Raw genomic sequence first — 26,734 nt, 5'->3', positions numbered from 1 at the left:
ATCAGGTGGGTGTGGGGGCCATAACGGGAGTGAGGGGCGCGCCGGCGGGCCGCTCGCCCCGTGCCTTCCGGTCGCGGCGGGGTGTCTCCAGCCGTTGGGCGATGACCAGCACGATGAGGATCAGCGCCATCTGAAGCGTGCCGTAGGCCGCGGCCGTGCCGAACTCGTTGGAGTAGATGCGGTTGTAAATCTCGACGGAAAGCGGGGCGTAGCGGGCCGGGTAGACCACCACGGACGCCACGTACTCACCGAAGCCTTGGATGAACGCCATCAGCGCACCGGCCAGGATGCCGCGGGACATCAGGGGCACGGTCACGGTCCGCAGGGCACGCCAGGGGCCCGCGCCAAGGTTCCGTGCTGCTTCCTCGACGCTGGGGTCGATCTGGGCCAGCGACGCGTTGGCGGAGCGGAATACCAGGGGCAGGAACCGGACAAAATAGGCCACCGGGAGGATCCAGAGGGATCCGATCAGTACCTGGCCGAGATTGAACGGGCCCGGGGTGGCGAAAGCCGTCACGATGTTGACGCCGATGACGGTGCCGGGGAGCGCCCACGGGAGCATCACCATCACATCGAGCAAACCCCTGCCCGGCCCTTTCCACCGGGTGACCACCCAGGCGGCGAGGACCCCCACCAGGATGCAGCCGATCATGGCCACGAAGGACATCTGGGCACTGACCAGGATGGGGCGCAGCGTGACGGGGTCCGTGAAGATCCGCGTGAAGTTGTCCAGGGTGTAGTCCGGCGGCAGGATCTGCGTGGTCCACGACCCGTCCACGGTGAAGGACAGCAGGGCGATCGTGGCCGGCGGCGCCATCAGGAACAGGACCAGCAGCAACGATCCGACCCCGGCAAGGGTGCGGGGCAGCACACCGTGCAGTACCTTCACGGCCTGGGGCGTTCCCTTGGAGGAACCTCGGTGGAGGCGCCGGTTTTCGTACCAGCGCATGGCCAGCAGGAAGAAGATTGACACGACGGAGAGGACCACCGCCTGGGCCGCGGCGACATCGTACGCGCCGCTGGTTCGAGAGGCGACGATCTGCATGGTCAGGGTCTGCACGTTGTAGAACTGGGGCGCGGTGAAGGATGCCATCGAGACCATGAAGGTCAGCAGCGTTCCGGAAACCAGCGCCGGGGTGAGCATGGGCAGGAGTACCGTGCGCCACATGCGGAAGCGGCTCGCGCCCAGGTTCAGCGCTGCCTCCTCCATGGAGGCGTCGGATCCGGCCAGCGCCGAGGAGACGGCGAGGTAGAAATAGGGGTACATGGTCATGGTGTGGACCAGGAGCACGCCCCAGACGCCGTTGGCGGACACCGCCGCGGCGTCGGCGCCGAAGTAGCGCTCCAGGAAGCGCGGAACAATGCCGCTTTCGGCGTACAGGAAGTAGAAGGACACGGCGCCGATCAGCGGAGGCAGCGCCATGGGCAGCAGCGCGAAGAGCCGCAGCACCCTGCGGCCCGGAAAATCAAAGCGCGACAGCAGGACGGCGAGCGCCGTGCCGAGTACACCGGTGGTCAGGACCGATCCCACCGAGATGCCTACCGAGAGTCCCAGCGCCGTGCCGGATGAGCCGTTGATGAATCCCTTGTAGGCGCTTCCTCCGCTCTCGGCACTGGTGGTGGCGGTGGCCAGCATCGGCACCACGATGTACACCAGGAGCACCAGAACCACCGGGGCGGCGAGGAAGTAGACGAACCGGTCCGACGACGTGAGGGAGGACCGGTTCCGCAGCCTCGGAACGGCGACCGTCACGGCTCCACCAGCCACACGCGGTCCTGGTGCGGTGCCATCGATACGAGGTCCCCGGGTTCGGCGCGGTCCACGGTGTCCGGCGCAGAAACAACGATCTGCTCGCCGTGCCAGTCGATCTCGTAGATATTGACGGCGCCGGTGAACTCCGCGGTAAGGACCCTCCCGGCGAGCTGGCCCGACGCTTCCTTTCCCGGGAGGACAGTGAGGCCGATGGATTCCGGCCGGAGCGACACCGCGGCCTTGTCCCCGGCAGAGACCCGGGCCGAGATCGATCCTTCCACCCGGGGTGTTTTGAGGACTGTGCCGTCGGCCAGGGAAATGCTGACGGAGCCGCCGTCGACGCCGTCGTCCACACCCAGCACGGTACAGGGCAGCACGTTGGACCGGCCGATGAATCTGGCGACGAATGCCGTGGCGGGCCGGTTGTAGACCTCGCGGGGTGACCCGACCTGATGGAGCTCGCCTTCATTAAGCACCGCCACGCGGTCGCTCATCGCCATGGCCTCGGCCTGGTCATGGGTGACGTAGAGGCAGGTGGTGCCTGCCGCCTTCTGCGTGGACCTGATTTCGGTACGCGTTTCCTCGCGCAGCTTCGCGTCCAGGTTGGAAAGCGGCTCGTCCAGCAGCAGGGCCGCCGGGCGGATCACCAGGGCCCGGGCCAAAGCCACGCGCTGCTGCTGCCCGCCGGAAAGCATGTCGATCCGGCGGTCGCCGAACTCCTGGAGTCCCACCTGGGCGAGCGCCTCGTCGATCCGCCTGTTCTTGTCCTGCTTGGGCACGTTGCGCGCATTCAGGCCGTAGGCAACGTTTCCCCGGACGGTCATGTGCGGGAACAGGGCGTAGTTCTGGAAAACCATGCCGGTGTCCCGTTTGTTGGGTGCGGCGTTGGTGACGTCCTTGTCGCCGAAGTGGATGCTTCCACTGGAGGGCTGGATGAATCCTGCCACCATCCGCAGGGTTGTTGACTTGCCGCAGCCGGAAGGACCCAGCAGGGTGAAGAATTCGCCGTCGTCAATGGTGACTGTCAGGTTGGATACCGCAGGCTTGGCCCCCGGGTACTGCTTGCTGATGGCGTTGAGGAAGACGCGTGTCATGGTTGGCTCCACGGTGGTGGTAGGTGCGTGCTGGCCGGGGGGTGGTTTCGGCCATGGGGTGGTCCGGCGGGGCAGCCGGTGGCCGCCCCGCCGTGCGCGGTGCTATTTGTTGCCTTGGCCCTTGATGTTCGCGGCCCAGTAAGCGCTCCATTCGGGCTCGCTCTTGTTGACGCGTTCCCAGTTGACCTTCATTTCCTTCAGGTCCAGGTCAGCCAGCCAGGACGGTTCCTTGGGCAGTGAGATCGTCGGGATCTGGAAGTACGTTTCTGACAGCTTGGTCTGTTCGTCCTTGCTCATAAGGAAGGACAGGAAGGCGTCCGCTCCGGCAGGAGACGGGCCGTCCTTGATCTTTGCCACACCGTCAATGAGCATCGGCGCACCGGATGCAGGCACCACTGGTGTGAAAGGGGCCTTCTGGTTCTTAATCTGCAGCATGACATCCTGCAGGTTCCAGGCAGTCACCGCAGCTTCCTGGCGTGTGATCCTCAGGTAGAGGTCCGTCGGGTTGGCGGCGTAGACCTTGGTGTTGGCATCGAGTTTCTTGAGCCACTCGTAGCCTGCGTCGGGGCTGCCCGCGGCGTCGAATTGGCGGTCAATCATCGCCGCATAAATGCTGCGCATGGTGCCGGATGCCAGGACGTCGCGGATCGCGATCTTGTCCTTCATCGCGGGGCTGATGAGGTCATCCCAGTCTTTGGGAGCCTGGTCTGCGGTGAGCATGTCCTTGTTGTAGAAGATGACCTCGGCCAGCTTCATCTCCCCCACCCAGAGACCCTCAGCGTCGCGCTGCTCGGCGGGGACGGCGTCGATAACGTCCTTCGGCGCAGGAGACAGGACCTGCCCGGCGGCGGCCTGCTGCATCTGCTGCTGGGTGCCGCCCCACCAGATGTCGCCCTGCGGGTTGGACTTCTCGGCCTTGACGCGTTCCAGGGCCTCCTGGGCGCCAAGTGTCAGCAGTTGGACTTTGCCCGCGTACTTCGGATTGGCCTTTTCGAAATCTGCCACCACTTCCGTAGCAAGGGCTTTGTCCCGGGCCGTGTAGATGGTCAGGGTTCCGGTGTCTTCGGCACCGGCCGACGTTCCCGAGGGCTGCGGCGAGTCCAGTCCGCAGGCAGACATTCCAAGCGTGAGTGCGAGACCGCCGGCTAGCAGCGCGAATCGCAGTGGACGTGACGTCATTAGTTTCTCCTAGTAACTTTTGTCTGGCTGATGGGTGGAAAGGATTCCTGGTTAGCTCATCCGGCGACCTCGGTGAAGAGGGTTGCGGGGCTCTTCATCACCTTCGCGATGGCGCCATGCAGGATTGCCTCGTGTCCGAGCTCGGCGAAGACGACGTCGGTCAGGGACGGCGCGGACCTCTGGACGGTGCCGCGGAGCTTTTCCCGCGCATCGCGGGTCAGGAGAACGGCGTCGCCGGAGAAGATCACACGCGCCGGGTTGACGACGCAGGCGCAGATGATGGCTGCGAAGGCCCAGGCCTGGATAACGTCATCAAGAAGCGTGGCAGCGGCCGGCGAATCGGCGCTGCAGAGGGATTCAACCACCGTCTCCTCTGGCAGCGACAGACCGAGCAGCGCTCCGGACTCGCGGATGCCGGCGGCGGTCCAGCGCCGTTCGTAGTCTCCGCGTTCCCCGCGCGGGCTGGCCGCAAGGCTCTGCGGAAGGAAGCCGATTTCGCCTGCGGAACGGCTTGATCCCTCCAGGACCTCTCCGCCGGCGATGATCGTCGCCCCGATGCCTTCGGCAACATGGATCAGGACCAGGTCCTCCACGCCGTTGCCCGCGCCGTCCACCCGCTCCCCCAGGGCGATGAGGTTGACGTCATTTTCCACCGTGGTGCGGAGCCCTGTTGTGGCTTCGAGTTCGTCCACGAGGCGGAGGTGGGCAACGGGGCCGAACGCGGGCGCCAGGGCCACGGACCCGTCGGAGGCGACGACGCCGGGGAGTGCCACCACCACGTGAACGGGCGGAATCAGCGCCCGGCGGTGGAGTGACATCACGGTGCTCGCGGTGCTGCCCACCGGGTCCTCGGGATCGAAATCCTGTTCAGCGGCATCCAGGCGGTTGCCGTCCAGGTCCACCAGGGCGCACCAGATCCGGGTGCCGCGGAGACCGACGACGGCGATGGTCACCGAGGAGCGGTTGAGTTCGATCAGGGTCCGCCGCCGGCCGCCGGTCGATTCCTGTTGCCCCACAACCCGCAGGTAGCCGGCCTCGCTGAGGTCCTGGACGATGCCCGTGACCGTGGAGGGGCTGTAACCGGTCCGGTGCGCCAGGTCTGTCCGGGCGAGGGGTCCGGCCTCCAGCAGGGTGCTGAAGATGGCGCTGACCCGGATTCTGCGCAGCGCATCCCTCCCCGTCGGGGCGCCGCGGTGTGATCCAGGTAACATACTTACTTTATACGGCGAATAAAGTAAGAGTGCAAGGGCACAGCCTGGGCGCAAAGTGCGGACCACCCCGCCTCGAATGTGCCGCAGGCCTCAAAATCGGTGATCCGATGCACCTCGTGCAATCGCTTGCATGGCCAAGCCCCATTTCCAGCGGGGTGCCTTATTTCTACAAAGCAAAATCAGATACCTCAGAGGTATTGTCGTGCAAACGTTTGCATGTCAGTGTGTTCCCTATCACCTCCCAACCGCGCTTCTAGGAGAATCATGCACGCATTGGACTGGATCGTTTTGTCTGGATACTTCCTCGTGATGGTGGGCATAGGGTGGTGGTCGAAGCGCAGGGTCCATAACGCGGCCGACTTCTTTACTGCCGGCGGCAAGATGCCATGGTGGCTCGCGGGAATTTCGCACCACATGTCGGGGTATTCGGCCGCTGTATTCGTCGGCTACGCTGCACTCGCGTATACAACGGGATTTGCCGTTTACGTGTGGTGGGCACTGAGCATCACTTTCGCTTGCGTCGTCGGATCGTTCCTGTTCGCGCCACGCTGGCCGCGGCTGCGCCAGCGCCTGGGTATCATCTCTCCGCTGGAGTACCTCACCACCCGCTACAACCTACCGGCCCAGCAGGTTCTGGCATGGTCGGGAACTCTCCTCGAAGTTTTCGATGTTGCCGCCAAGTGGGCAGCCAGTGCCATCCTGCTCGATGTCTTTGCGGGAGTCCCGTTGTCTGTCGGCATCATCCTCGTGGGCGGCGTGACCATGGTCTACTCGACCATTGGCGGCCTTTGGGCGGACGCGTTGACCGACTTTGGGCAGTTCGTCATCCAGTTCGTGGCCGCATTTGCACTGCTGATTGCCGCTATGGCGAAGCTTGGCGGGATCTCCTCGATCTTCGGCATCTGGGAGCAGTTGCCGCCGTCCCACTCCGCCCCGTTCGGCGGGAATCTGACGATCGCATTCTTCCTTGCATACATCGTCATCAGCACTGTTTCCTACAACGGCGGTACGTGGAACCTCGCCCAGCGGTTCATTGCAGCACCCACGGGATCTTCGGCCAGGAAATCGATCCTTCTCTCTGGTGGCCTCTACCTTGTGTGGCCTCTGGTCCTGTTCTTCCCGATGTGGGCAGCACCGCTTCTTCTGCCGAACCTGGCGCAGCCGGAGCAGTCGTATGCGCTGTTGACTCAAATGTTGCTGCCTGCGGGCCTGGTCGGGCTGGTTCTTGCCGGCATGTTCTCGCACACGATGGCCATGACATCCTCGGACGCCAACGCAATTTCTTCAGTGATTACGCGCGACATCATTCCGGCGCTGCGGCGGTCCAAGAAGCCGTTGACCTCGAAGACCGAGCTGGCGGCAGGCAGGCTGTCGGTGTTCCTGTTCATTGGACTCTCGATGCTTATCGCACTGTCGGCCGATTCTTTCGGCGGCGTCCTTGGCCTCCTGATCCTGTGGTTCGGCGCCCTTGTCGGTCCAATCGCCATTCCGATGCTGCTGGGCATGCTTCGGCCGTTCAAGCGCTGCGGTCCGTCAGCTGCGTTGTTCTCCTGGGCCGCAGGCTTGGTCGTGTTCGCAGTCAACAAGTACGTGCTCACGGCGCAGATCGCAGCGCTGGGTGACCTTTCCCAGGCGGTCTCGGTCGCTGCTCCGATCCTCGCCTCCATCGCGGTCTACTGCCTCATGGGAGTCATTCGTCCATGGCGCAACGAGGAGTCCGATGCCCTCGTCGATTCCCTGAGTGTCGATGCTCCCGTGGACGTTGAAGATCAGGCGGTCGCGCCGGGTGTTCGGGCATGACCCCTATGGGAGTCCCGTCGACCCGCGCGAAACACGGCATGACCGGATCCGGCATTTCACCGCGCGACCACCTGCAGCAAACAATCCTTCCCTGGTGGGACAAGAACGGCGCGGATGATCTTAACGGCGGCGTCCTGACCTGTTTTTCCAACGCGGGGGTGCTCCAGTCCACGGATAAGTACACGTGGTCCCAGGGACGCTGGGCGTGGCTGTGTGCGGAACTCGCCGCCGATGCACGCTTGGGAATCCTGGATGTCGACAGCGAAAAATGGTCGAGAAGAGCAATCCAGACCGCCGAGTTCGTCCAGACGCACTCAGTGCTGGAGGGCGGGCTCACGGCCTTCCGGACAGGCCAGGCCGGGGGCGCTTTGCCATCGGGCCCGAACGGTGAGCTCGCCACCAGCGTTTTTGCCGACCTGTTTGCGGTCCTTGGTCTTGCAGGTACGGCGAAGCTGCCCGGATGCCCGGAGCTTTTGAGGTCCCGGATTTCAGCTACCGCCCACGAGGTTCTGGCCAGTTCCCTGGCGAGAATGAAATCACGAAATGCCCTGACTGCGCCCTATCCCGTCCGGCCGGGGTTCAGCGACCTGGCCGGGCCCATGACGCTGCTTCACGCGGGATCCGAGCTGTTCAGGTCAACTGGCTCGGAAGGTGCTCGGGACGCCGTGTCCTTTGCGCTGGCCGAGCTCATTGAGGGGCAAGGCCGGGCACCAATGTTGCAGGAAACGCAGTGGTGGGAGTTCAGACCGGACTCCGTTCAGGACGCGGAATCCCTCTTGGCGAGGCACCGGACGCCCGGACACTTGTTGGAATGCCTATGGATGCTGATCCACGGACAGGAGGCAGTGGGTGGCTCCGCGGCCCTCCCCCAGTGGCTGCCGGGACTTGCCCTGCACGCGCTGGAGCTTGGCTGGGACGAAGAGTACGGCGGGCTACTCCGCTACGTCGACAAGGACGGCGGCGTACCATCCGGCGCACTTTTCGGCGGCGACCCTTATGAGGATCTTGTTCAGTCCACCTGGAGCACCAAGCTGTGGTGGGTGCACGCAGAAGCCATGTACGCCACGAAACTGCTGGCCCGGCGCTACGGCGGCTACGGATTCGAAGAGTGGAATACCAAGATCACCGACTACACACTCGCAACTTTTCCAAACCTGGATGGGCATGAATGGACGCAGATCCGGGACAGGCGGGGAGCACCCTTGGACATGGTGGTGGCACTCCCCGTCAAGGATCCGTTCCACATTGCCCGGACGCTGATGTTTCTCAATCGACTCGAAAAGGACAACTAATCATGACGCACTATGGCCTCGACGTAAGTCCGGCAAAACAAGGGGGCCTCACGGTCCGCGCCTATCCAACAAGGGAGGACCTCGGAAAGGCAGCCGGAGAGCACGCCGCGCAAATAATCGCTGACGCAATCGCCGCCAACGGCACGGCCAGAGTCATGCTGGCCGCCGCGCCCAGCCAGCAAGCTACCCTGGCGACGCTCATCGCCGACCCCGGCGTCGACTGGTCCCGTGTGGAGTGCTTTCACATGGACGACTATGTCGGACTCAGTCCTGATGCGCCTCAGGGTTTCGGAAACTGGCTGCAGCGTCTGGTATTCAGCTCGGTCAGCGCCAAAGACTTCCACCGTATGAATACGGCCGGCGACCCTACTCAAGGAGCGGAGGACTACGCCCGCATCATGGGCTCAGCGCCATTCGATCTTGTGCTGTGCGGCCTCGGCGTAAACGGACACCTTGCCTTCAACGACCCGCCCGCTGACTTCAACGATCAGAAGGCTGCCCGAGTGATCGAGCTGGATGACGTCTCAAGGCAGCAGCAGGTCGACGAGGGTCACTTCGAACGGCTGGAAGACGTGCCCACGCAGGCCGTGACCGTGACCATCCCGCGTTTGGTCAACGCGGCGGTGATCATTGCCTCCGTTCCGGGTAGGGCGAAGAGACAGGCCGTTGCCGATACCCTCGGCATGCCCGTTACCGGGGAACACCCCGGCACCATCCTTCGAACCCATCCCGGGGCGTCCCTCTACCTTGACAAGGAGTCTGACCCGCGGTGACTTACGTAGACGAACTGGGCGCCGAGTACCTGGCGCACATCACAGCCCTCTTGGCGCGGATTCATGCAGAGGAGCAGGCTTCCATTTCCAAGGCGGCGTCGCTCCTTGCCGAACAAATAGCATCTGATCGGCTCATTCACATCTACGGACCCGGCGGCCATTCCAATCTGGCCAGCCAGGAAGTGTTCTTCCGCGCCGGCGGACTGATGCACATCTCGGCGATTCTGGACGAAGGGACCATGCTCTCCGGCGGGGCACTGCGCTCAATGGCGATGGAGCGGACGCCCGGGTACGGCCGGATAGTGATAGAAAATGCGGGTCTGGTGCCGGGTGATGTGTTGATTTTGGTGAACGCGTACGGAATCAACACCGCCCTCATCGACGCCGCGCTGATGGCCAACGAATTGGGCGTCAGGACAATTGGCATGTCCTCACGAGAGCACGCCGACCAGACAACAGCCGACCACCCTGCCAGGCACGCTTCCCGGTCGAACCTGCACGACGTCGTCGACCTCCACATCGACACTAAGGTCCCGGTTGGAGATGCCGTCGTTGAGCTGCCCGGCGTAAGTGAAAAAGTCGGCGCCATTTCGACGTTCGCCAACGCCTACAGCCTCAATTGGCTCGTGCAATGCACCATCAGGGAATTGCACGAGCGGAACATCGAACCGCCCGTCTGGCGGTCCGGAAACGCCCCTGGCGGGGACGAAGCGAACAAGAAGTTCCTCGACCGGTTCAAAGGCAGGGTGCATTCCTTATGACAGCGCGCACAATCAAGGGCCGGGATGCCACTCGCGGGGACGTCCTGACTGTCCACTATGACAGCAAATACATCCTGTCCGTCGAACGCAAGCACGATCCGAACGCTTCGGACTTGCCCGTGCTGGCACCTGGATTCGTCGACGCGCAGGTTAATGGTTACCTGGGCTTGGACGTCAACGGGCCGGACGCCGACAGCTCAGTTATCCAGGGAATCACCGAGGAACTGGCGCGGATCGGAGTAACCACGTGGGTACCAACCATCGTCACCGCCAGCGAGGAAGCGATTATCCATGCGCTCACGTGCGTGGAAAAGGCCCGAAATGAGGATGCGCGGGTGCGGGACGCCATCCCCAGCGTCCATGTTGAAGGCCCCTTCATTTCGGACCGCGATGGTCCCCGTGGAGTTCACGACGCCAGCCAGGTCCGGGCCATCGATCCCGAGGAAGTGCGTCGGTGGGGCGCGATCTCCCGTATAGGCGTGGTGACCGTGTCTCCACACTGGTCCGACGCGTCCAAGGGCATCCAGGAGATTTGTGCCATGGGGATCAGAGTTTCGATAGGCCACACCCACGCGACCGCTGCCGAGGTTCTCGGTGCCATCGACGCCGGGGCAAGCCTGTCAACCCATTTAGGCAACGGAATTGCTGCAATGATTCCGCGCCATCCCAACGCCATCTGGACCCAGTTGGCCGACGACCGAGTGACCTGCGGCCTGATAGCCGACGGCCACCATTTGCCCCCCGAAACCATCGAGGTCATGCTGCGCGCGAAGGGTCCCCGTGGGGCATTTCTCGTCTCCGATATGACGGCAATCGCCGGGAAACCTCCAGGGCGGTACGCAACACCTGTGGGCGGAAGCGTTGACCTCGATGAGCATGGGCGGCTCTCGCATGTGGGAACCGAGTTTCTGGCCGGCGCCGCGGCCAGCCTTCCCGACGGCCTCCGGTACGTTCTCAGGTCGACGAGCGTGGGTCTTGGACAGGCGCTCAAACTCGTTACCGAAAATCCGGCCCGGACACTGCCGGGAGCCCGTCCAGGACTCGGCACGCTGCAGCCCGGCGCTCCTGCCGACATGGTCCTGGTCTCGGATTCGGGGTCGGTGCTCGAGGTTCTCAGGTCCGGTCCCCGGATGAAGAACGCCGGCCGATGAGCGACTCATTCATGACTGCAGCCAACGGAAGCAGCAACCCGCTGCAGGTGGGCGCCGCCGCCGTCGAGGTTTCCGTTCCGCCCGGCACGATGATGTCCGGGTTTGCGGCCCGTGTCGAGCCAAGCGTTGGAGTCCACGACGCCCTGACTGTGCGTGCCCTTGTGATTGACGACTTCTGCTGGGTGACTGTGGACGTCTGCGGTCTCGATGAGGCCACCTGCCGGACCATTGCGGACCGAATCCCGTTCCGGAAAGGCCACGCGGTTATCAGCGCCACCCACACCCATGCAGGACCGTGCGCCACGCCTGGCCGTTTGGGGAACTGCGACACCGAAATCCTCGAAGCGATCACCGCGGCCGCAGTGACCGCGGCCGAGAATGCCGCAAACGCGCGGGTACCGTCCGATGCCTATTACGAGTCCTTCTCAGGCCTTGGTATTGCCCGGGACCGGCGGCGCCCTGAGCGGGCAATAGATCCGGCCCTGCAGGTTGTTGTCTTCAAGCGGTACGACGGGACTGTCAACGCCTGGCTGGTGCAGTATCCGTGCCATCCTGTTGTGCTGGGCGCGGACAACCTGCTGGTCTCCGGCGACTACCCGGCTTTCGTTCGCAGCCATCTTGAGCGCGCCGCCCCGGGTTCCACCGCCGTCTTTCTGACGGGGGCCGCCGGCGACGTGAACACGGGTCATTCAGCCGAAAGTTCGTATTCCCGGACATCGGCGCAGCACCGAACGTTCGCGGAAGCCGAACGGATAGGAAGTCTACTGGGCGAGGCTGCGGCCAAGGGGAGGGAATCAACCAGGCCGCTTGGCAGCGCCAATCTGGCAGCAACGGCTTCCGTTGAGCTTTGCTTCGAAGTACTCGACGCTCGCAGCCCTGAGGAGTCGGCGGCCCACTGGACTAAGCTCATGGTGGACGCTCCGCCGGGGCAGCGGGCCCTGCTGCAGAACTGGATTGACTGGGCGGCCCTGGACCACACGCTTACGGACATGAAATGGACAGGCACGGTGACAGTTCTGCAGCTGGGCAGTTTGCTGTTGGTAGCGCTGCCGGGGGAACCCTTCCTCGCGTGCGCCGAGCGCATTCAGGAAGCCTTCGCCACGCCAGTCGTTGTAGCGGCGTACAGCAACGGCTGTCCAGGGTACTTTCCGACCTCAGATGAGTATGACCACGGAGGATACGAGGTCACCGACGCCCACCGCTACTACGGAATGCCCGCCCCCTTCAAACGGGGCAGCGCCGAGCAGCTGGTGGCAACCGCGATCGACCTGGGACGGGGATTGCTGTGAAGGCCCGTTCCACAATCATCCAGGTTGCGAAACTGATCGGCGTGGCACCGTCCACGGTGTCCCGCGCATTCACGGATCCCGGAAAGCTGAAGCCAGAAACCGTTCAACGCGTCATGGATGCAGCTGCAGAGATCGGGTACGTACCCAACCGCCACGCCCGCGCCCTGATCACCGGCCGCTCCGGTGCAATCGGCCTGGTGCTTCCTGATGTTGCCAACCCGTTCTTTCCCCCGCTGATCCGCTACGCCCAGTTGGCGGCTGAGGACTACGGGCTGGCGGTCTTCGTTGCCGACACAGCCGAGGACACCAAGCGGGAACTGCAAATGATCGAGCGGCTTTCGCCGCAGGTGGAGGGGCTGATCATTGCTTCCTCCCGGCTTTCGGATCGGGTTCTGCAGACGATTGCTGAACGTCAACCGACCGTATTGATCAACCGCGACGTCGCTGGCGTCCCACGGGTCCTCATCAGCACCACCAAGGCCCTGTCGGACGGGCTCCGCCACCTCGTGGATGCCGGCCATACCCGCATCGCATACGTTGGCGGCCCGGCGAGATCCTGGTCGGACGCCCAGCGTCGTGGCTGCGTGCAGTTAGCGGTGGAAAGCTTCGGACTCGAAGGGCATTTCTTTCAGGCTAAGTCCGGGAACTACGCGGATGCCCTTGACCTCAGTGGCGAGGTGGAAGCCGCCGGAGCTACCGCCGTCGTCGCCTTTGACGACGTTGTTGCCCACGGCTTGATGTCCGGCTTCCGGGCACACGGTCTGCGCGTCCCGGAGGACATCAGCGTCCTTGGGTGTGACGACACGCTGGCAATAACCACCCATCCTCCGCTCTCGAGTATTTCGTTGGATCTGGCGTCCGCCGCCCGCAGCGCGGTCACTATCCTGCGATCGGCAGGCAGGCCTGGTGCCAGCAGCGACCAGCGATTCGAGCTCGAAGGGTCCCTGGTGCTTCGCGGAACGACGAATTGAGCGAGTTCCGCCGCCCTGAGGATGTCGTAGAAAATAGACCCTAATGACCGTGTCCACGACCGTCGATTGTCACTAAACTGGGACGCATGACCGAGCACGAACCGGCCCCCGCCGGCGTCGCAGCGGCTGCAGGCTTGGCCGATTCCGACGCCATCGACACGTCCTTACGCACTCCGGCGCAGCGGTCCCGCACGTTCGCCGGGATCCTGGTGAACACCGCCCTGGCCAACATCACCACCAGCTACCTGTGGTTCGCCCTGACGTTCTGGGTGTACCTGGAGACGCGGAACGTGATCGCCACCGGGGTGATCGGCGGCGCGTACATGCTGTTGATCGCTGTTTCCAGCATCAGCTTCGGCACCTTCGTGGACCGCTACCGCAAGCTGGCCGTGATGCGGTTCGCCGCCGGCTTCACCCTGGTGATGTTTGTGCTGTCCGGGGTCATGTTCCTGCTGACACCAGCCGCCAGCATGCTGGACCTGACACAGCCATGGTTCTGGATCTTCGCCGTGATCATCCTGGTCGGTGCGGTGGTTGAGAACATGCGCAACGTCGCCCTCTCCACCGTTGTCACCATCCTCATCGACCCGGACCGGCGGGCCAACGCCAACGGGCTGGTGGGCATGGTGCAGGGGCTGGCATTTATCGTCACCTCCGTGCTCTCGGGGCTGTCGGTGGGATTGCTTGGCATGGGCTGGACGATCGTCGTCGCTCTGGCGATGACGGCCCTGGCCTTCGCGCACCTGCTCACGCTGCGCATGCCCGAGGAAGTGCGGGTGGCCGCCACGGACGCCCACGGCGCGTTCGACCTGCGCGGATCCCTCGCCGCAGTGCTGGCCATTGCCGGGCTGTTCGCGCTGATCCTGTTCTCCACGTTCAACAACTTCATCGGCGGCGTCTACATGGCGTTGATGGATCCCTACGGCCTGGAGATGTTCCCGGTGGAACTGTGGGGAACCGTCTTCGCAGTCGGCGCCACCGGGTTCATCCTGGGTGGCGCGGTGATCGGCAAATTTGGGCTCGGGTCCAACCCGTTGCGCACCATGCTCATCGCGGTGATCCTGATGGGGGTCCTCGGTGCGGTGTTCACGGTGCGGGAGTGGGCGTGGCTCTACATCGCCGGCATCTGGCTGTACATGCTCCTGATCCCCTTCGTGGAGGCCGCCGAACAGACGGTCATCCAGCGGGTGGTGCCGTTGCCGCGTCAAGGCCGGGTGTTCGGATTCGCCATGGCGTTCGAGTCCGCGGCAGCGCCGATCACCGCGTTCCTCATTGCGCCGATCGCCCAGGTGTGGATCATCCCGTATGCGCGGTCCACGGACGGCGCCGCCCAGCTGGCCCCGCTACTGGGCGAGGGCGTCTCCCGCGGCATCGCCCTGGTGTTCCTGGTGGCCGGGATCATCATGATCGTGGCCGCGTTGCTGGCCTTCCTGACCCCGGTCTACCGCCGGGTCTCGGCGACGTATGCGCAGGCGGCTGCCGAAGAGTCAGAGTCGGCGGAATCGTCCGCTGTGGATGAGTAGGGGCGGACAGGAAGCGGACGACGGCGGGACCTCCCGCCGTCGTCCGTTTGCCTATGTTGCTGCTTCTGCCTCCGCCAGTCTGATCATGCGGAGTTCGCCGGCCACCGCGCGGGACGGCCAATAGTCATTTGCCTTTTCCCTCACCTGGCTTTGATCTGCCGACGGGAAGATCCTCCCGAGCATCTCCGCCGAGTGGAGCAGCGCAATCAGTGCGGTGGTACGCGGATCGGAGGATCCGCCGCTGAGCGCGGCCTCGATCCTTTTCAGCAGCGCCGCCTCCGGAGCGTGGTCCTTCTCCGGATACCGTGTGGTCCTGAACAGGCCAAGGTGCCTTTCTCCTACGTGGTCCACGATGCCCAGCGCCGCCATGCCCTCATAGATGCGGTGCAGTTCGGCGCGGCTCTCCAGCATGGAAACGCACTTCTTGGGAGTATGCAGCCCCGGCCTGTCCCGGATGATTTCCAGCTGGTGCTGGAAATCCGTCTGCGGGGTGGAGCCGGTTGCCACGACGTGCTTCCCCTGCAGTTCGATGGCTCCGAGCAGATCCAGCTCGGCCAGGATCGCGCCGGCCACGCCAGCCCTCAGGACGGCCGACGGCACCTCGGTCCCGCCGTCCATGTCATTTGTCGCCAGGAGGAGGAAAGCCTGGGGCAGGCTTAGCTCCCCGTCCTTCTGAATGTTGGCATCCATATGATCATGGTCGCGCAGCTGGGCACCCACCACAACGATGATTTACAAACCGGAAACGGAAACCACTGGTCGCAAACGAAATTGCAGAGTACATTTAATGCAATCAGCCTTGCAGAGTGATCCACGTTACAGAAAGGGTCCGGCATGAACACCAACGCGGTCGATCTTGAAGCCGGCGCGGCAGGCGTCAACAGCGCCGGGACTGCCGCCCACGCGTGGCTCCGTGACGTGCTGCCGGACGTTCCGCTGTCCAAAGCCCAGAGCCGGGTGGTGGATGTCATCGGCCGCAATCCGCAGCTCTCCTCGTACGCCGACATCGCCGAAATTGCCCAGCGCGCCGACGTCAACAACTCCACAGTGGTCCGCGCCGCCCAGCACCTGGGCTACCGCGGCTGGCCCGACCTCCAGCGGGAACTGCGCTCCCGGTACCTCGTGATGATCTCCACCGAAGACACCCTGACCGAGCACGGCGAACACCGCAGCCCCCTGCACGACGCGATCAACCACGACATCGAGAACCTGCGCCTGACGCTGGACTCCAACACAGCCGACGACGCCGAGGCGGCCATCGCTGCCATGGCCGCCGCGAAGTCCATCACCGTCGTCGGGCTTGGCTCGTTTGCCGGCCCCGCCAGCGTCATGGCGCACCTGGGCTCCACGATGGGCTACCCCATCACCCTGGAGAACCGCGGCGGCGTCCACCTCGCCTCCAGCACCAATACCCTGGGCGAAGGGGACGTCCTGGTGGTCATCAACATGTGGCGGTCCATCCGGCAGATCATTGTCACCGCCGAAGCCGCCAAGCAGGCGGGCGCCACAGTCATTGCCATCAGCGACATGCGCCGCGGCCGCCTCGCAGCAGCGGCCGACCACCTCCTGGTGGTGGCTTCGGAAGGGATCTCCTTCTTCCAGTCCGTCACCGGCGCAAACTCCCTGGTCTACGGCCTGCTCGCGGGCATGGAGGCGGCATACCCCGAACGTAGCCGCACCGCCATCCGCCGCACCCAGCAGCTGTGGAAAGACCTCGACATCTACCTCGACTGACCACTGCCCTCCCCAAGCCCCGAAAATTTCAGGAGTACTTCATGAACACAAGCACCGATCGCCGCGTGGCTGTCATAGGCCTCGGCGCCATGGGCGGGGCGATGGCTGCCACCCTCCACCGCGCCGGCTGGAACGTCACCGGCTTTGACCCTTCCGAGGCAGCCCGGGCCGCCGCCGCAGAAACAGGGATCGCCACCACAGCCAACCTCGCGGACGTCGCCGGCACCCCCTACGCAGTCCTCTCGCTCCCCGCGGCCAGCATCGTGGAAACCACCGTTCCGCAGCTCCTGGCAGCACCGGGAACCGTCGCCATCATCGACACCACCACCTCCGAACCGGGCACCAGCAAGCACATGGCCAGCCTCGCCGCAGCCCAGGGGGCGGCCTTCGTGGACGCCCCTGTCTCCGGCGGCCGCGACGGCGCAGCAACGGGATCCCTGAGCGCCTTCGTCGGCGCAACCGATACGGCGCTGGCGGCTGCGGAACCCGTCCTGCTCGCCCTCACCGGCGGCAAGTTCAGCCACATCGGCGGCCCCGGCAGCGGCAACGTGGTCAAGCTCCTCAACAACGTCCTGGCAGCGGCCAACCTGGTCTCCGTGGGTGAGGCCCTCGGCGTCGCCAAGGCCTACGGCATCGATCCCGCCACGGCCGCGGCCAGCATCAGCGAAGCCTCCGGCGGCAGCAAAGTCTCCGCCAACATGTACCCCAACTGGGTCCTCAGCGGCACCCACAATTCGGGCTTCTCGCTGGGCCTGATGGCACGCGATGCCGCCCTCGCCGTGGAGGTCGCCGCCCAGATCGGCGAAAAACCGGCACTGCTCGCCGCCGTCGCAGGCCAGTGGCAGGATGCCCTGGCCGCCCTCGGGCCGCGTGCGGACTTCACCGAAATCGCCAGGACCGTCGCCCCGGCCATCACCCCCGCCGGCGCACCCAACACCGCCGTCGCCTAAGCACCGCTCCCCCCGCCCCAGCGTCAAAGGACCACCACATTGAGCATCACCACAGCACCCACCTCCTCCTCGGCGGCAGCCGCCCGGACCGTCCTGGACGCAGCCTTCCCCGCCGGCCTCGGCGCCTTCGTTGACGGCCGGGTTGCCCCCGGCAGCGGCGAGAGCATCACGCTCACCGCGGCCGCCACCGGCGAACCCTTTGCCACCTACGCCGACCCCGGCGCGGAGGGTGCCCACGCCATCCTGGAAAGCTCGACGGCTGGTGCGGCCGTTTGGGCCGCGCTGAACGGCTTCGAACGGGCAGCCATCCTCCGCAACGTCAGCCGCGTCGTCGAGGCGCACGGCGAGGAACTCGCCATCCTCGAGTCGGCCACCACGGGAAAGCCCATCCGTGACGCCCGCGTCGAAGCCGCCAAGGTGGCCGAGATGTTCGGTTACTACGCCGGCTGGGCGGACAAGCTGACCGGCCAGACCATCCCCGTCCCCGGCAACTGGCACACCTATACCGAGCGTGTGCCGTGGGGCGTCGTCGTCGCCATCACCCCGTGGAACGCTCCCCTGTTCACGGCCGGCTGGAACTCCGCCGCCCCGCTGGCCGCCGGCAATGCCGTGATCATCAAACCCAGCGAATTCACTCCGGCCTCCTCGGTCCGGCTCGCCCAGCTGGCCCACGAAGCGGGGCTGCCTGCGGGCGTGTTCAACGTCGCGGCAGGGCTGGGCCAGACCGTGGGCGCCACCCTCACCACCGACCGTCGCGTCGGCAAGATCAGCTTCATCGGCTCCGTCCCCACCGGACGCCGGGTGGCCGTCGCGGCCGCGCAGGCCGGGATCCCCGCCCTGCTTGAACTCGGCGGCAAGAGCGCCAACATCGTGTTCGCCGACGCCGACCTGGACCGGGCCGCCGACGGCGCCGTCTCGGCGATCTTCTCCGGCGCCGGCCAGTCCTGCGTCGCCGGCTCACGGCTGCTGGTCGAGCGGAGTGTGCACGCACAGTTCATCGAAATGGTCGCCGCGAAGGCCGCACGGCTGCGCGTCGGCGACCCGCTGAGCGCAGACACCGAGGTGGGCCCCATCATCACCGCCCAGCAGTTCGCCACGGTCAACACTTTGATTGAGGCCGGAATGCACGACGGCGGCCGCCGGGTCACAGGCGCCACGCTTCCGGACGCCCTGGCCGGGTCCGCGCTGGCCGGCGGGCACTGGGTCATGCCCACACTGCTCGACGGCGTGACGCCCCAGAACCGCCTCGAAACCACGGAGGTCTTCGGCCCGGTGGTGGGCGCGGACGCGTTCGACACGGAGGCGGAAGCCATCGCCCGCGCCAACAACACGAACTTCGGCCTGGCCGGCGCGGTGTGGACCTCGGATGTTTCCCGGGCGCACCACATTGCCCGCGAGGTGAAGGCCGGCACGTTCTGGATCAACTCCTACAAGACCATCCACGTGGCCGTCCCGTTCGGCGGCTTCGGCGATTCCGGCCACGGCCGGTCCTCCGGCCCCGGCGTCCTGGACGAGTACACCCAGACGAAGGCCATCTGGGTGCCCACCCGCGCGGCAGGCTCCCCCTTCCCGTCGCTGTCCTACTGAAGCGTCCTCCTCATGCATCCAACTGAAGCAGGCAGGTACTTATGGAACTGACAGACACAACCCCGGCGATGGCGACCCTCCGCGCCGCCCTCGCAGACGGCGTCGAAAAGTGGAAGCCCCGGGTCCAGGCCCTGGCGCGGGAAATCCACGCGCACAAGGAGATCTCCTTCGAGGAGGTCCGCTCCGCCGAAGCGATCGCGGCCCTGCTGGAAGAGGGCGGGTTTGCGGTGGAACGCGGCACCGGCGGCCTGCCCACCGCCTTCACGGCGAGCGCCGGCGGCGGCGAACTGACTGTTGCGCTGTGTGTGGAATACGACGCACTCCCGGACATTGGCCATGCGTGCGGGCACAACCTGATCGCCGGCGCCTCCGTGGCAGCGGCCCTTGCGCTGCAGCCCTACGTCGACGAGCTGGGCATCACGCTGAAGGCCATCGGGACGCCCGCAGAGGAACATGGCGGCGGCAAGGTGCTCATGCTGGAAGCGGGGGCGTTCGACGGCGTCGGGCTGGCTTTGATGGTCCATCCCGTCCAGGACGGCCTGACGTACAACCCGGCGGGGACCAGCGCCCAGGCCGTGGGCCGGTACAAGGCGACCTTCACCGGGAAGGCCGCCCACGCAGCGGCAGCCCCGCACCAGGCCGTGAACGCGGCAGACGCCGCCGTGCTGAGCCAGGTGGCCGTCGGCCTGCTGCGCCAGCAGATCCCCGGGGACCACCGCATCGCGCTGTACGTTGCCGAGGCCGGCCACGTCACCAACATCATTCCGGACCGGGCGGTTGTCCAGTTTGAGTGCCGGGCCTTTACCCTGCCGGAATACGAGGCGCTACTTGAGCGCGTCCGCCGCTGCTTCGAAGGGGCCGCGCTGGCCACCGGAACCACGCTTGCCATCGAGGCGACGGAACCGCTCTACGAACCGCTGCTCCAGGACAACGTCCTGGCTGCGCACTGGACGGCGGCGATGGATGCGTTCGGCAAGGACACCTCACCCTCGGCCGGCATCAGCGGCGGGTCCACCGACATGGGCAACATCTCCCAGGTCATCCCGTCCCTGCATCCCTGGCTCAGCATTCCCGGGGCCAACGTAGCCATCCATTCGCACGCGTTCGCCGCGCTGGCCGACACCCCCGAGGCGTATGGCGTGATGTTTGAGGCAGCCACCGCGCTGGCCTGGACCGTCGCGGCCGCGGCCTCAACCCCCACCCAACGGGAACGCTTCACCACAGCGGCATACCGCCGTCGTACTTTCACCCAGGAAGGCACCTCATGAGTACCAGCACCACAACCGCGCGGATAGACAAAGCTGGTGCCCGGCTGACGCTTCCGGTCGCCGCCTTGGCCTTTGTCATTGCGCTGGCCGTCCAGTTCATCGGCCAGGCCAAGATTGACCTCGGGATCGGCGCAATCGTCATCTTCCCCATGGTCTGGGGCCTCATCCTGGGCCTTCTGGTCTCCATCCAGAAGTTCAAGCCCCTGGGCCTGGACCTGCAGCGGATCGCCGCCGCCCTGGTGGGTGTGGCCGTGCTGCTGCTGGTGGCCCGGCTGGCGTTCAACATCGGCCCCAGCCTCCCCAGCCTGATCAAAGCCGGGCCCGCCCTGCTGCTGCAGGAAGTGGGCCACCTGCTGGGCACCATCATGCTGGCCCTCCCGCTGGCCGTCCTGCTCCGGATGGGCAAGGCAACGGTGGGGGCCACGTTCTCCCTTGACCGGGAGCCGTCCTTCGCCATGGTTTCCGAGAAGTACGGCCCCGATTCGGACCAGTACCGGGGCGTGCTGGCGATGTACGTTTTCGGCACGCTCTTCGGCGCCGTGTTCATCACGCTGCTCACCTCTCTGGTAGCCAACTGGAAGATCTTCGATCCGCTGGCCCTGGCGATGGGCGCCGGGGTGGGATCCGGCTCCATGATGGCGGCGTCCTCGGCCAGCATCATCGCGGCCTACCCCGCGGACCAGGAAGCCATCCTCGGCATGGCCGCGGTGTCCAACCTGATCACCACCATCCTCGGCGTGTACGTGGGCATCTACATCGCCCTGCCGCTGGCGGACCGCTTCTACAAAGTCCTCACCCGCAAGCAGACCCGCGAAGCTGCCGCGGTTGCAGCAGGAGCCGGCGCACCCGGGGCCCCCGCCGTGCCCAGCCAGGCCGACATTGATCGGGACGATGCCCAGGCTGAAGAAAACCGGCGCTTCCGCGAGCAGGTGGCCGAATCCTCGGCAGCCATCAAGCTCCCGCTGTGGCTGTCCCTGTCAGTCCTGACGGTCCTGGGCATCGGCACGGCGTCGGTGGCCGCCAAGGGGTTCAGCCTGACGATCGTCGGCGGGTACGGGATCATGCTGGCCCTGGTCCTGGTCAGCATCGCGCTGGCGAAGGTCACGAAGAAGATCTCGGCCATCGTTTACATCACCACCATCGGCGCGTACATCTCCAGCCCGTGGTTCTTCGGGGCGGAGGCGCTGACCACGGTCATCAAGACGGTCGACTTCCTGTCCATCGCCACTGTCATGCTGACGCTCGCGGGCCTGTCTTTGGGCAAGGACATCCCCTTGCTGAAGAACATCGGCTGGAAGATCATCCCCGTGGGCCTGGTGGCCATCACCGCGTCATTCCTGCTCTCCACGGTGATCGCGGAGTTCGCCCTGGGGCTCTGGCACTAAGGCATGCAGCCTCAGCGCCGCCGTTTGCGGCGTAGGTGAGCGGACGACGGCGGGACCTCCCGCCGTCGTCCGCTTGCGTTAGGAGATGTTCCCACGGCGCCGGCACAAAGCAGCGTCAACAATATTGACGGTCAGCTTTCGGGGAGGCGCCCGGCCAGTCCTTGGAGCGACGGTTCACGGCCCAGCTCCACGTGTGCGAAGGCCAGCGCCGCCGCCAGGTCCGCCTTGCCGTCATAAATGGCCTCGCACAGGCTCAGGTGCTCCGCGCACTGAACCTGGGGGTCACGGTGCCCGGTCAAGGTGAAGAGCCACTGCATCCTGCCCAGCAGGGGCTTCATGGAGGACTCCAACAGCGAGTTGCCCCCCATCGCTACGATCTCTGCATGCAGGGCAGTATTGCTGAGCGGTATCTGCGCATGGTCGTGGCGCAGGGTTGCTTCTTCCGCCTGATCCATCATCTGCCGCAGCCGCGACGACGACTGGCCTCCTGCGCCGGCCTGGGCAGCGAGGCGTGCGGCGAGGACTTCCAGGCTGAGCCGCACATCAAAAAGTTCGTTGACGTCGCGCAGGGTGATCTGCTTGACGGTGGCACCACGCCGGGGGGAGGTGTCAATGAAGCCTTCGGCTTCGAGCTGCTGGAGGGCTTCCCGGACGGGTACCCGGGAAACAGCCAGAGTCTGGGACAGCTCACGTTCCCTGAGCCGGGACCCTGGTGCGAAGTCACCGGAGATGATCAACTCCCGGATCCGAGCCCGAGCAGCGTCAGCCGAGGACGCGGGAGCTTCCGCTTGGACTGTCATTCATGCCTCCCGTTAGTGCATACTTCCGCGCTTGCTCAGTTATTCAGCTCCACGCGGGTGCCAACCCCCTGATGGAGCGCAGCGTCGTACAGGAGCCGCCCGATGGCAAGATCCTGCAGACCGATACCAACCGAGTTGAACAAGGTTACGTCCTCATCACCAAGGCGACCTGCTTTTGTCCCCGCCGCCACGTCACCAAGCTCGGCCACCACGTCCTCAAAGCTCATCACACCTTCGGCCACCGGGATGATCAGCCCGCCGGATTTGGCTCTGGCCGTGGCCAGGCTGTCCACGAAGACCTGCGCCCTCACCATGCCCGCCGAATCAATCTCCCGGTGGTCCGCCCGCGGACGGGATCCGACGGCGTTCACGTGCAGTCCGGGCTTGAACCACTCGCCCTCAACCAAAGGCTCAACGGCCGGCGTGAGGGTGCACAGCACGTCGGCGGCCTCCACAACGTCCCGGACGCTGGCCGCCCGCGTGACGTTCAGGCCGTAATGGGAAATCTCGCCGCAGAAAGCGGCGACGGTGTCCGCGGAACGGGACCACACCACCACTTTTTCAATCGGGAGGACGGCCAGCATGGCTTCCACGTGTGCCACGGCCAGGGCGCCGGCACCTACCAGTCCCAGCGTGGTGCTTCCGGGCCTCGCGAGGAGCTTCGTCGCCACGGCACTGGCGGCGGCAGTGCGGACCCGTGTGGGGACCTTGCCGTCCAGGATGGCCAGGGTTTCGCCGGTTAGCTGGGAGACAAGCATGATCGTGGACCGCTGCGTTGGCAGGCTGGACTCCCGGTTCGCCGGTATGTCCGCCAGTAACTTGACGGATGCCAGCTCCTCGGCGCCGGACAGCGCAGCCATCGGCAGGAACCTCGCGTCCGAGGACGGCAGGAGGAGGGAATCCGGCGCAGGCTGAACGGCGGTGCCTCGGCTGAGGCCGGCAAAGACGCGTTCGACGGCGGCAATCGTCTCGGGCATGTCGGCCAGGGCCTGGAGCTCGGAGGCTTTAAGAATCAGGGTCATGGGTGGCTTTCTGGATTAGGCGGGCGCGTTGCCCGGGCAGGAGGACTGTGGAGGGACAGCGTCGCGCTTATCCCAGGCCGGTCAGAGGTCATTCCGTACCAGCACCCCCTGCGCCACTACCGCGCTGATTTCTTCCAGGGCCGAGGCACTGTTCAAGGGGTCAGAGTCCACGATGACGGCGTCTGCAAAGGAACCGCGCACCAGGCGTCCTGCGTTCTCACTCCAGCCGAGCAGGGCGGCGGCATTGACTGTCGCGGCCCTTAGCGCGTCCAGTGGTGAAAGCCCGGCCTCAGCCAGCAGACGTGCTTCGGTGCCTATCGGGGTCACATCGGATCCGAAGGAGTCCGTCCCTGCGACCACCGTCACGCCGGCTTCATGGGCAGCCTTCACTGCCGCTTTGATGATGGGCGTGTACTCCCTGCCGCGGGCGGCAAGGATCGGGTTGGAGGAGCCTGCCATGCTCGTGATGGCGTCCAAGGTGGGGGTGAAGTAAGTGCCACGGCGGGCCATCCGGGAGATGGTCTCCTCGCTGACGAAGACGCCGTGCTCGATGCTGCGCACACCGGCCCGGACTGCACCGTCTATCCCCTCGGCGCTGTAGGCGTGGCACAGCACGCCTGCTTTGCCTGCGGCCTTGACCACCGCGGAGAGCTGTTCGTAGTTGTAGACCAGTTCGCGGGGGTCTTGTTCCGGCAGGCCCGCCCGGGGGTTGGCTCGGGTCTTGATCACCTGGGCACCGCGTTTCAGGTTGACGCGGGTGAGGTAGGCAAGGTCCGTCGGTTCTGTGACTCCCCCGGACAGGGACGCGAGCGGCGCAAGGTCCGGGTCTGCGAGAAGCGAGTCCCCAAGATCGGGTGAGATGAACAGGCCGGCCGGGCTCATCCGGGGCGAGGCGCCGGCGGCCCAGGCAGGCAGGGCAGCGAGGGCGACGTCCTGATAGAAGCTGCTTGAACCGCTTCTGACGCTGGTCGCTCCGCCCTGCAGGATGGCCCGCGCATCCGAAAGCGCATTCGCATGAACATGCACGTCGATGAGGCCGGGAAGGACCCACCGACCCGAGGCATCCACGGTGCGAGCGCGGCCTGCAAGGGCGGCCACTGCACGCCGTGTTTCCTCCCGGGTGCCCACCGCGGTGACCTTCCCTTCTTCCAGCACAAGGACCCCGTCCTGCACTGCATTGCCCGTCCTGGGGTCCACTATGGTGCCGCCCTCGATGATCATGGGCGGGGGCGAAGCGGGACGGTCAGGGTAGCCGGGGCCTGATGCGTTGCCCGCTGCCCTCGCTGCCGGGGCACTTCCAAGCTGGGCAGCCAGGCTTGCCACCGAGATTCCTGCCAGGGCGGCCGCCCCGGCCAGGATGCCGCGGCGTGGAACGGCAGTTGGAGGCAGGGCATCAGCGGTGTGATCGTGCAGGCACATTGTTCTCTCCAATGAGAAGGGCGCTGCCGGAGTAGCGCGGGTCCGGTGTCAATAGGTCAAAGTCGTGGTTCCAACGAGGGCGGCTGAGCTTCCCGACAAATGTGCTGGCCTCTCGCGTGCCCTCATCATATCGCTTTTGGTATACCAAGCCAAGATTTGATCAAATGATAAGTCGAGAATCCCGGCCGTCACCGGGCAGCGACCGACTGAGAGATTTCCGCGCGTGGATAGGTGGGCGGAAACAGCTCGTCAGGCTCCCGGAGCTGGACGTCCCGTACGGAGTAGGCCGCCCGCATCCCGTCGAAAAGCCGCTGCCCCTCAACCCGCAGCGCGTCGAGGTCGATGCCGGGCAGGGCGCCGCCGACTACGACGGCGCGCCCTGCCACGAACGTGTCGGTCACCTGGCGAGCCGTCCCGTTGAGCACGAGCGTGCGCAGCGGGTCCTCGACCACACCGTCGCCGAAATTGGCCAGGGAGACCACCGTGATGTCGGCCTGCATGCCGGGGGCAAGCCTCCCCAGGTCAGCCCGTCCGAGGGCGCGCGCGCCGCCAAGGGTCGCGGCGTCGAAGTAGTCGGCGAGGGCCCCGACGTCGGGCCTCCCCTCGACCAGCCGGGTCAGGTGCATGCCGGCGTCCATGCCGCGCACAAGATCCGGCGGGAAGGAGTCAGTACCCAGGCAAATGTTGATGCCCGCCTGGCGGAAACGGTCAAACGAAACAAGCTGTTTCTGGTAGCGGAACGATGTCAGCGGGCAGTGGACAATGCTGACGCCGTGGCGGGCCAGTGTGTCAAGCGGGCCGCCCGGCGCTGACGCGGCCGGGTCCTTGCCGTTGATCACCACACCATGCGGAATGAGCAGCCGTGTGCCGAACAGGCCGGTGGATTCGAGCAATTCCAGGACGCCGCGTCCAGTTGAATGCTGCAGGAGCTCGTCCTCCAGCGGGGACTGGAGGCAGTGGAGGCGGACGAGCGCGTCCCGCTCCCTGGCGATCCGCGCCGTCTCCCGCATGAGGTCTTCGGACAGCGTCTCAATGCGGCACGGCAGCAAGGCCCCGGTGACGAGCGGGTCTGCGAGACCCGCGGCGTAGTCCATAAAGCGCTCTGCGTCGCGCAGGCCTGCAAGCCCGCGGGCTTCGTCGAAGTGGACCTGGCGGTCGCCTGCGGCGGTGATGACATGGACCCCGGAACGGTAGGCCGGCCCAAGGTAGCCGCGCAGTCCGATCCGCCGGCTTGTCTCTGCCATGTCCACGAGTTCATCGAGGCCCTCAGCCCAGGAACTGTGGATTTCCGAGGCGATCGGCATATAGGTCGTGATGCCGTGCAGGGCGAGCTGCGCCAGGGCGAACTCGCGGACCGTGGCGCGCTCCGATGGCGTGAACACGTCCCGGCGACGGTTGGTGAAGTAGTCCTCCGACCACAGGTGGCCGGCGGCGACGTCGGGCGAGGGCCACGAGTCCAGGATGAGGTGATCGATGTCGGCGAGGGCGTCCAGGTCTATCAGGCCAGGCATGACCAAACTCTGGCCATAGTGGCGCTCCTCATCCACCGGGCCCCCGTAGTTGCGCCCCACAAAGACGATGGAATCCCCCTCGAAGACGACTTCGCCGTCCTCGATAAGCGTGTGCCGTGTTCCGTCGAACCCCAGAACGTACCGGGCCGAGATTTTCTTGTACACCGTGCCTCCTTGGCGAACTGCCGATAAATGTGACTTGCCTCTCAATGGGTACGAGTATACAGTCACTTGGTATACCAAGCGTCGGATTCCGCGATG

At 65.4% G+C, this 26,734-nt stretch carries 22 protein-coding genes; 13 read left to right on the top strand and 9 right to left on the bottom strand.

What is annotated here, in order from left to right; genetic code table 11:
• Position 1 precedes the first annotated feature (1 nt).
• The 4 genes from MUN23_RS11720 to MUN23_RS11705 form a co-directional block, all read right to left on the bottom strand.
• Entirely contained in the window at positions 2-1,768 is a 1,767-nt protein-coding gene (locus tag MUN23_RS11720) for an iron ABC transporter permease (RefSeq protein ID WP_248758360.1), read from the bottom strand.
• A complete protein-coding gene (locus MUN23_RS11715) occupies positions 1,750-2,847 on the bottom strand; it encodes an ABC transporter ATP-binding protein (protein WP_248758359.1) in 1,098 nt (365 codons plus the stop codon). The genes MUN23_RS11720 and MUN23_RS11715 overlap by 19 nt, the downstream gene beginning before the upstream one ends.
• Before the next feature lie 102 nt (positions 2,848-2,949).
• Entirely contained in the window at positions 2,950-4,026 is a 1,077-nt protein-coding gene (locus tag MUN23_RS11710) for an extracellular solute-binding protein (protein WP_248758357.1), read from the bottom strand.
• Between the two features lie 56 nt (positions 4,027-4,082).
• Positions 4,083-5,237, bottom strand: coding sequence for an ROK family transcriptional regulator (locus tag MUN23_RS11705; RefSeq protein WP_248758355.1), 1,155 nt, complete (start codon positions 5,235-5,237; stop codon positions 4,083-4,085).
• A gap of 264 nt (positions 5,238-5,501) precedes the next feature.
• On the opposite strand from MUN23_RS11705, the gene MUN23_RS11700 reads away from it, so the two are divergent.
• From MUN23_RS11700 to MUN23_RS11665, 8 genes are all read left to right on the top strand, one after another.
• Positions 5,502-7,037 (top strand): sodium:solute symporter family protein, encoded by a 1,536-nt coding sequence (locus MUN23_RS11700; RefSeq protein WP_248758353.1) that lies wholly within the window; start codon positions 5,502-5,504, stop codon positions 7,035-7,037.
• A complete protein-coding gene (locus tag MUN23_RS11695; RefSeq protein ID WP_248758351.1) occupies positions 7,034-8,329 on the top strand; it encodes an AGE family epimerase/isomerase in 1,296 nt (431 codons plus the stop codon). The genes MUN23_RS11700 and MUN23_RS11695 overlap by 4 nt, the downstream gene beginning before the upstream one ends.
• 2 nt (positions 8,330-8,331) lie before the next feature.
• Positions 8,332-9,102 carry a 6-phosphogluconolactonase gene (locus MUN23_RS11690; RefSeq protein WP_248758350.1) on the top strand — a complete coding sequence of 257 codons (771 nt, stop codon included), beginning with the start codon at positions 8,332-8,334 and terminating at the stop codon, positions 9,100-9,102.
• Positions 9,099-9,863 carry a sugar isomerase domain-containing protein gene (locus MUN23_RS11685; RefSeq protein ID WP_248758349.1) on the top strand — a complete coding sequence of 255 codons (765 nt, stop codon included), beginning with the start codon at positions 9,099-9,101 and terminating at the stop codon, positions 9,861-9,863. Before MUN23_RS11690 ends, MUN23_RS11685 begins: the two co-directional genes overlap by 4 nt.
• Positions 9,860-11,014: an N-acetylglucosamine-6-phosphate deacetylase gene (locus tag MUN23_RS11680; protein WP_248758345.1), complete on the top strand. Its 1,155-nt coding sequence runs from the start codon at positions 9,860-9,862 to the stop codon at positions 11,012-11,014. Before MUN23_RS11685 ends, MUN23_RS11680 begins: the two co-directional genes overlap by 4 nt.
• An 11-nt stretch (positions 11,015-11,025) precedes the next feature.
• The gene (locus tag MUN23_RS11675) at positions 11,026-12,303 is read left to right on the top strand and encodes a neutral/alkaline non-lysosomal ceramidase N-terminal domain-containing protein (protein ID WP_248758342.1); all 1,278 of its coding nucleotides are present in this window, start codon (positions 11,026-11,028) and stop codon (positions 12,301-12,303) included.
• A complete protein-coding gene (locus tag MUN23_RS11670) occupies positions 12,300-13,274 on the top strand; it encodes a LacI family DNA-binding transcriptional regulator (protein ID WP_248758341.1) in 975 nt (324 codons plus the stop codon). Before MUN23_RS11675 ends, MUN23_RS11670 begins: the two co-directional genes overlap by 4 nt.
• Before the next feature lie 86 nt (positions 13,275-13,360).
• Entirely contained in the window at positions 13,361-14,797 is a 1,437-nt protein-coding gene (locus MUN23_RS11665; RefSeq protein WP_248758339.1) for an MFS transporter, read from the top strand.
• Positions 14,798-14,848: 51 nt separating this feature from the next.
• Here the strand turns inward: MUN23_RS11665 and MUN23_RS11660 are convergent, their stop codons facing one another.
• Positions 14,849-15,487, bottom strand: a complete 639-nt coding sequence (locus MUN23_RS11660) for a GPP34 family phosphoprotein (protein WP_248758337.1) — start codon at positions 15,485-15,487, stop codon at positions 14,849-14,851.
• A gap of 144 nt (positions 15,488-15,631) precedes the next feature.
• On the opposite strand from MUN23_RS11660, the gene MUN23_RS11655 reads away from it, so the two are divergent.
• From MUN23_RS11655 to MUN23_RS11635, 5 genes are read left to right on the top strand one after another with little or no spacing between them, the layout of a single operon-like run.
• Complete coding sequence (locus MUN23_RS11655) at positions 15,632-16,531, top strand: MurR/RpiR family transcriptional regulator (RefSeq protein ID WP_248758335.1); 900 nt, start codon at positions 15,632-15,634, stop codon at positions 16,529-16,531.
• A gap of 41 nt (positions 16,532-16,572) precedes the next feature.
• Positions 16,573-17,481, top strand: coding sequence for an NAD(P)-dependent oxidoreductase (locus tag MUN23_RS11650; RefSeq protein WP_248758333.1), 909 nt, complete (start codon positions 16,573-16,575; stop codon positions 17,479-17,481).
• A 39-nt stretch (positions 17,482-17,520) separates the two neighbouring features.
• The gene (locus MUN23_RS11645; RefSeq protein ID WP_248758331.1) at positions 17,521-19,068 is read left to right on the top strand and encodes an aldehyde dehydrogenase; all 1,548 of its coding nucleotides are present in this window, start codon (positions 17,521-17,523) and stop codon (positions 19,066-19,068) included.
• A gap of 41 nt (positions 19,069-19,109) precedes the next feature.
• Positions 19,110-20,336: an amidohydrolase gene (locus tag MUN23_RS11640; RefSeq protein WP_248758330.1), complete on the top strand. Its 1,227-nt coding sequence runs from the start codon at positions 19,110-19,112 to the stop codon at positions 20,334-20,336.
• Complete coding sequence (locus tag MUN23_RS11635; RefSeq protein WP_248758328.1) at positions 20,333-21,721, top strand: DUF3100 domain-containing protein; 1,389 nt, start codon at positions 20,333-20,335, stop codon at positions 21,719-21,721. Before MUN23_RS11640 ends, MUN23_RS11635 begins: the two co-directional genes overlap by 4 nt.
• A gap of 131 nt (positions 21,722-21,852) precedes the next feature.
• On the opposite strand, the gene MUN23_RS11630 is transcribed toward MUN23_RS11635, so the two are convergent.
• From MUN23_RS11630 to MUN23_RS11615, 4 genes are all read right to left on the bottom strand, one after another.
• Positions 21,853-22,521 (bottom strand): GntR family transcriptional regulator, encoded by a 669-nt coding sequence (locus MUN23_RS11630; protein ID WP_248758325.1) that lies wholly within the window; start codon positions 22,519-22,521, stop codon positions 21,853-21,855.
• A 35-nt stretch (positions 22,522-22,556) separates the two neighbouring features.
• A complete protein-coding gene (locus tag MUN23_RS11625) occupies positions 22,557-23,543 on the bottom strand; it encodes an ornithine cyclodeaminase family protein (RefSeq protein WP_248758323.1) in 987 nt (328 codons plus the stop codon).
• Between the two features lie 81 nt (positions 23,544-23,624).
• A complete protein-coding gene (locus MUN23_RS11620) occupies positions 23,625-24,962 on the bottom strand; it encodes an amidohydrolase family protein (RefSeq protein WP_248758321.1) in 1,338 nt (445 codons plus the stop codon).
• 188 nt (positions 24,963-25,150) lie between these two features.
• Positions 25,151-26,638 carry an amidohydrolase family protein gene (locus tag MUN23_RS11615; protein WP_248758319.1) on the bottom strand — a complete coding sequence of 496 codons (1,488 nt, stop codon included), beginning with the start codon at positions 26,636-26,638 and terminating at the stop codon, positions 25,151-25,153.
• Positions 26,639-26,734: the final 96 nt, after the last annotated feature.

The sequence above is a fragment of the Pseudarthrobacter sp. SSS035 genome, from assembly GCF_023273875.1.
Classification (GTDB): domain Bacteria; phylum Actinomycetota; class Actinomycetes; order Actinomycetales; family Micrococcaceae; genus Arthrobacter.
The sequence above is the reverse complement of the archived record's forward strand: the minus strand, read 5'-3'. Positions and strand labels throughout refer to the sequence as shown.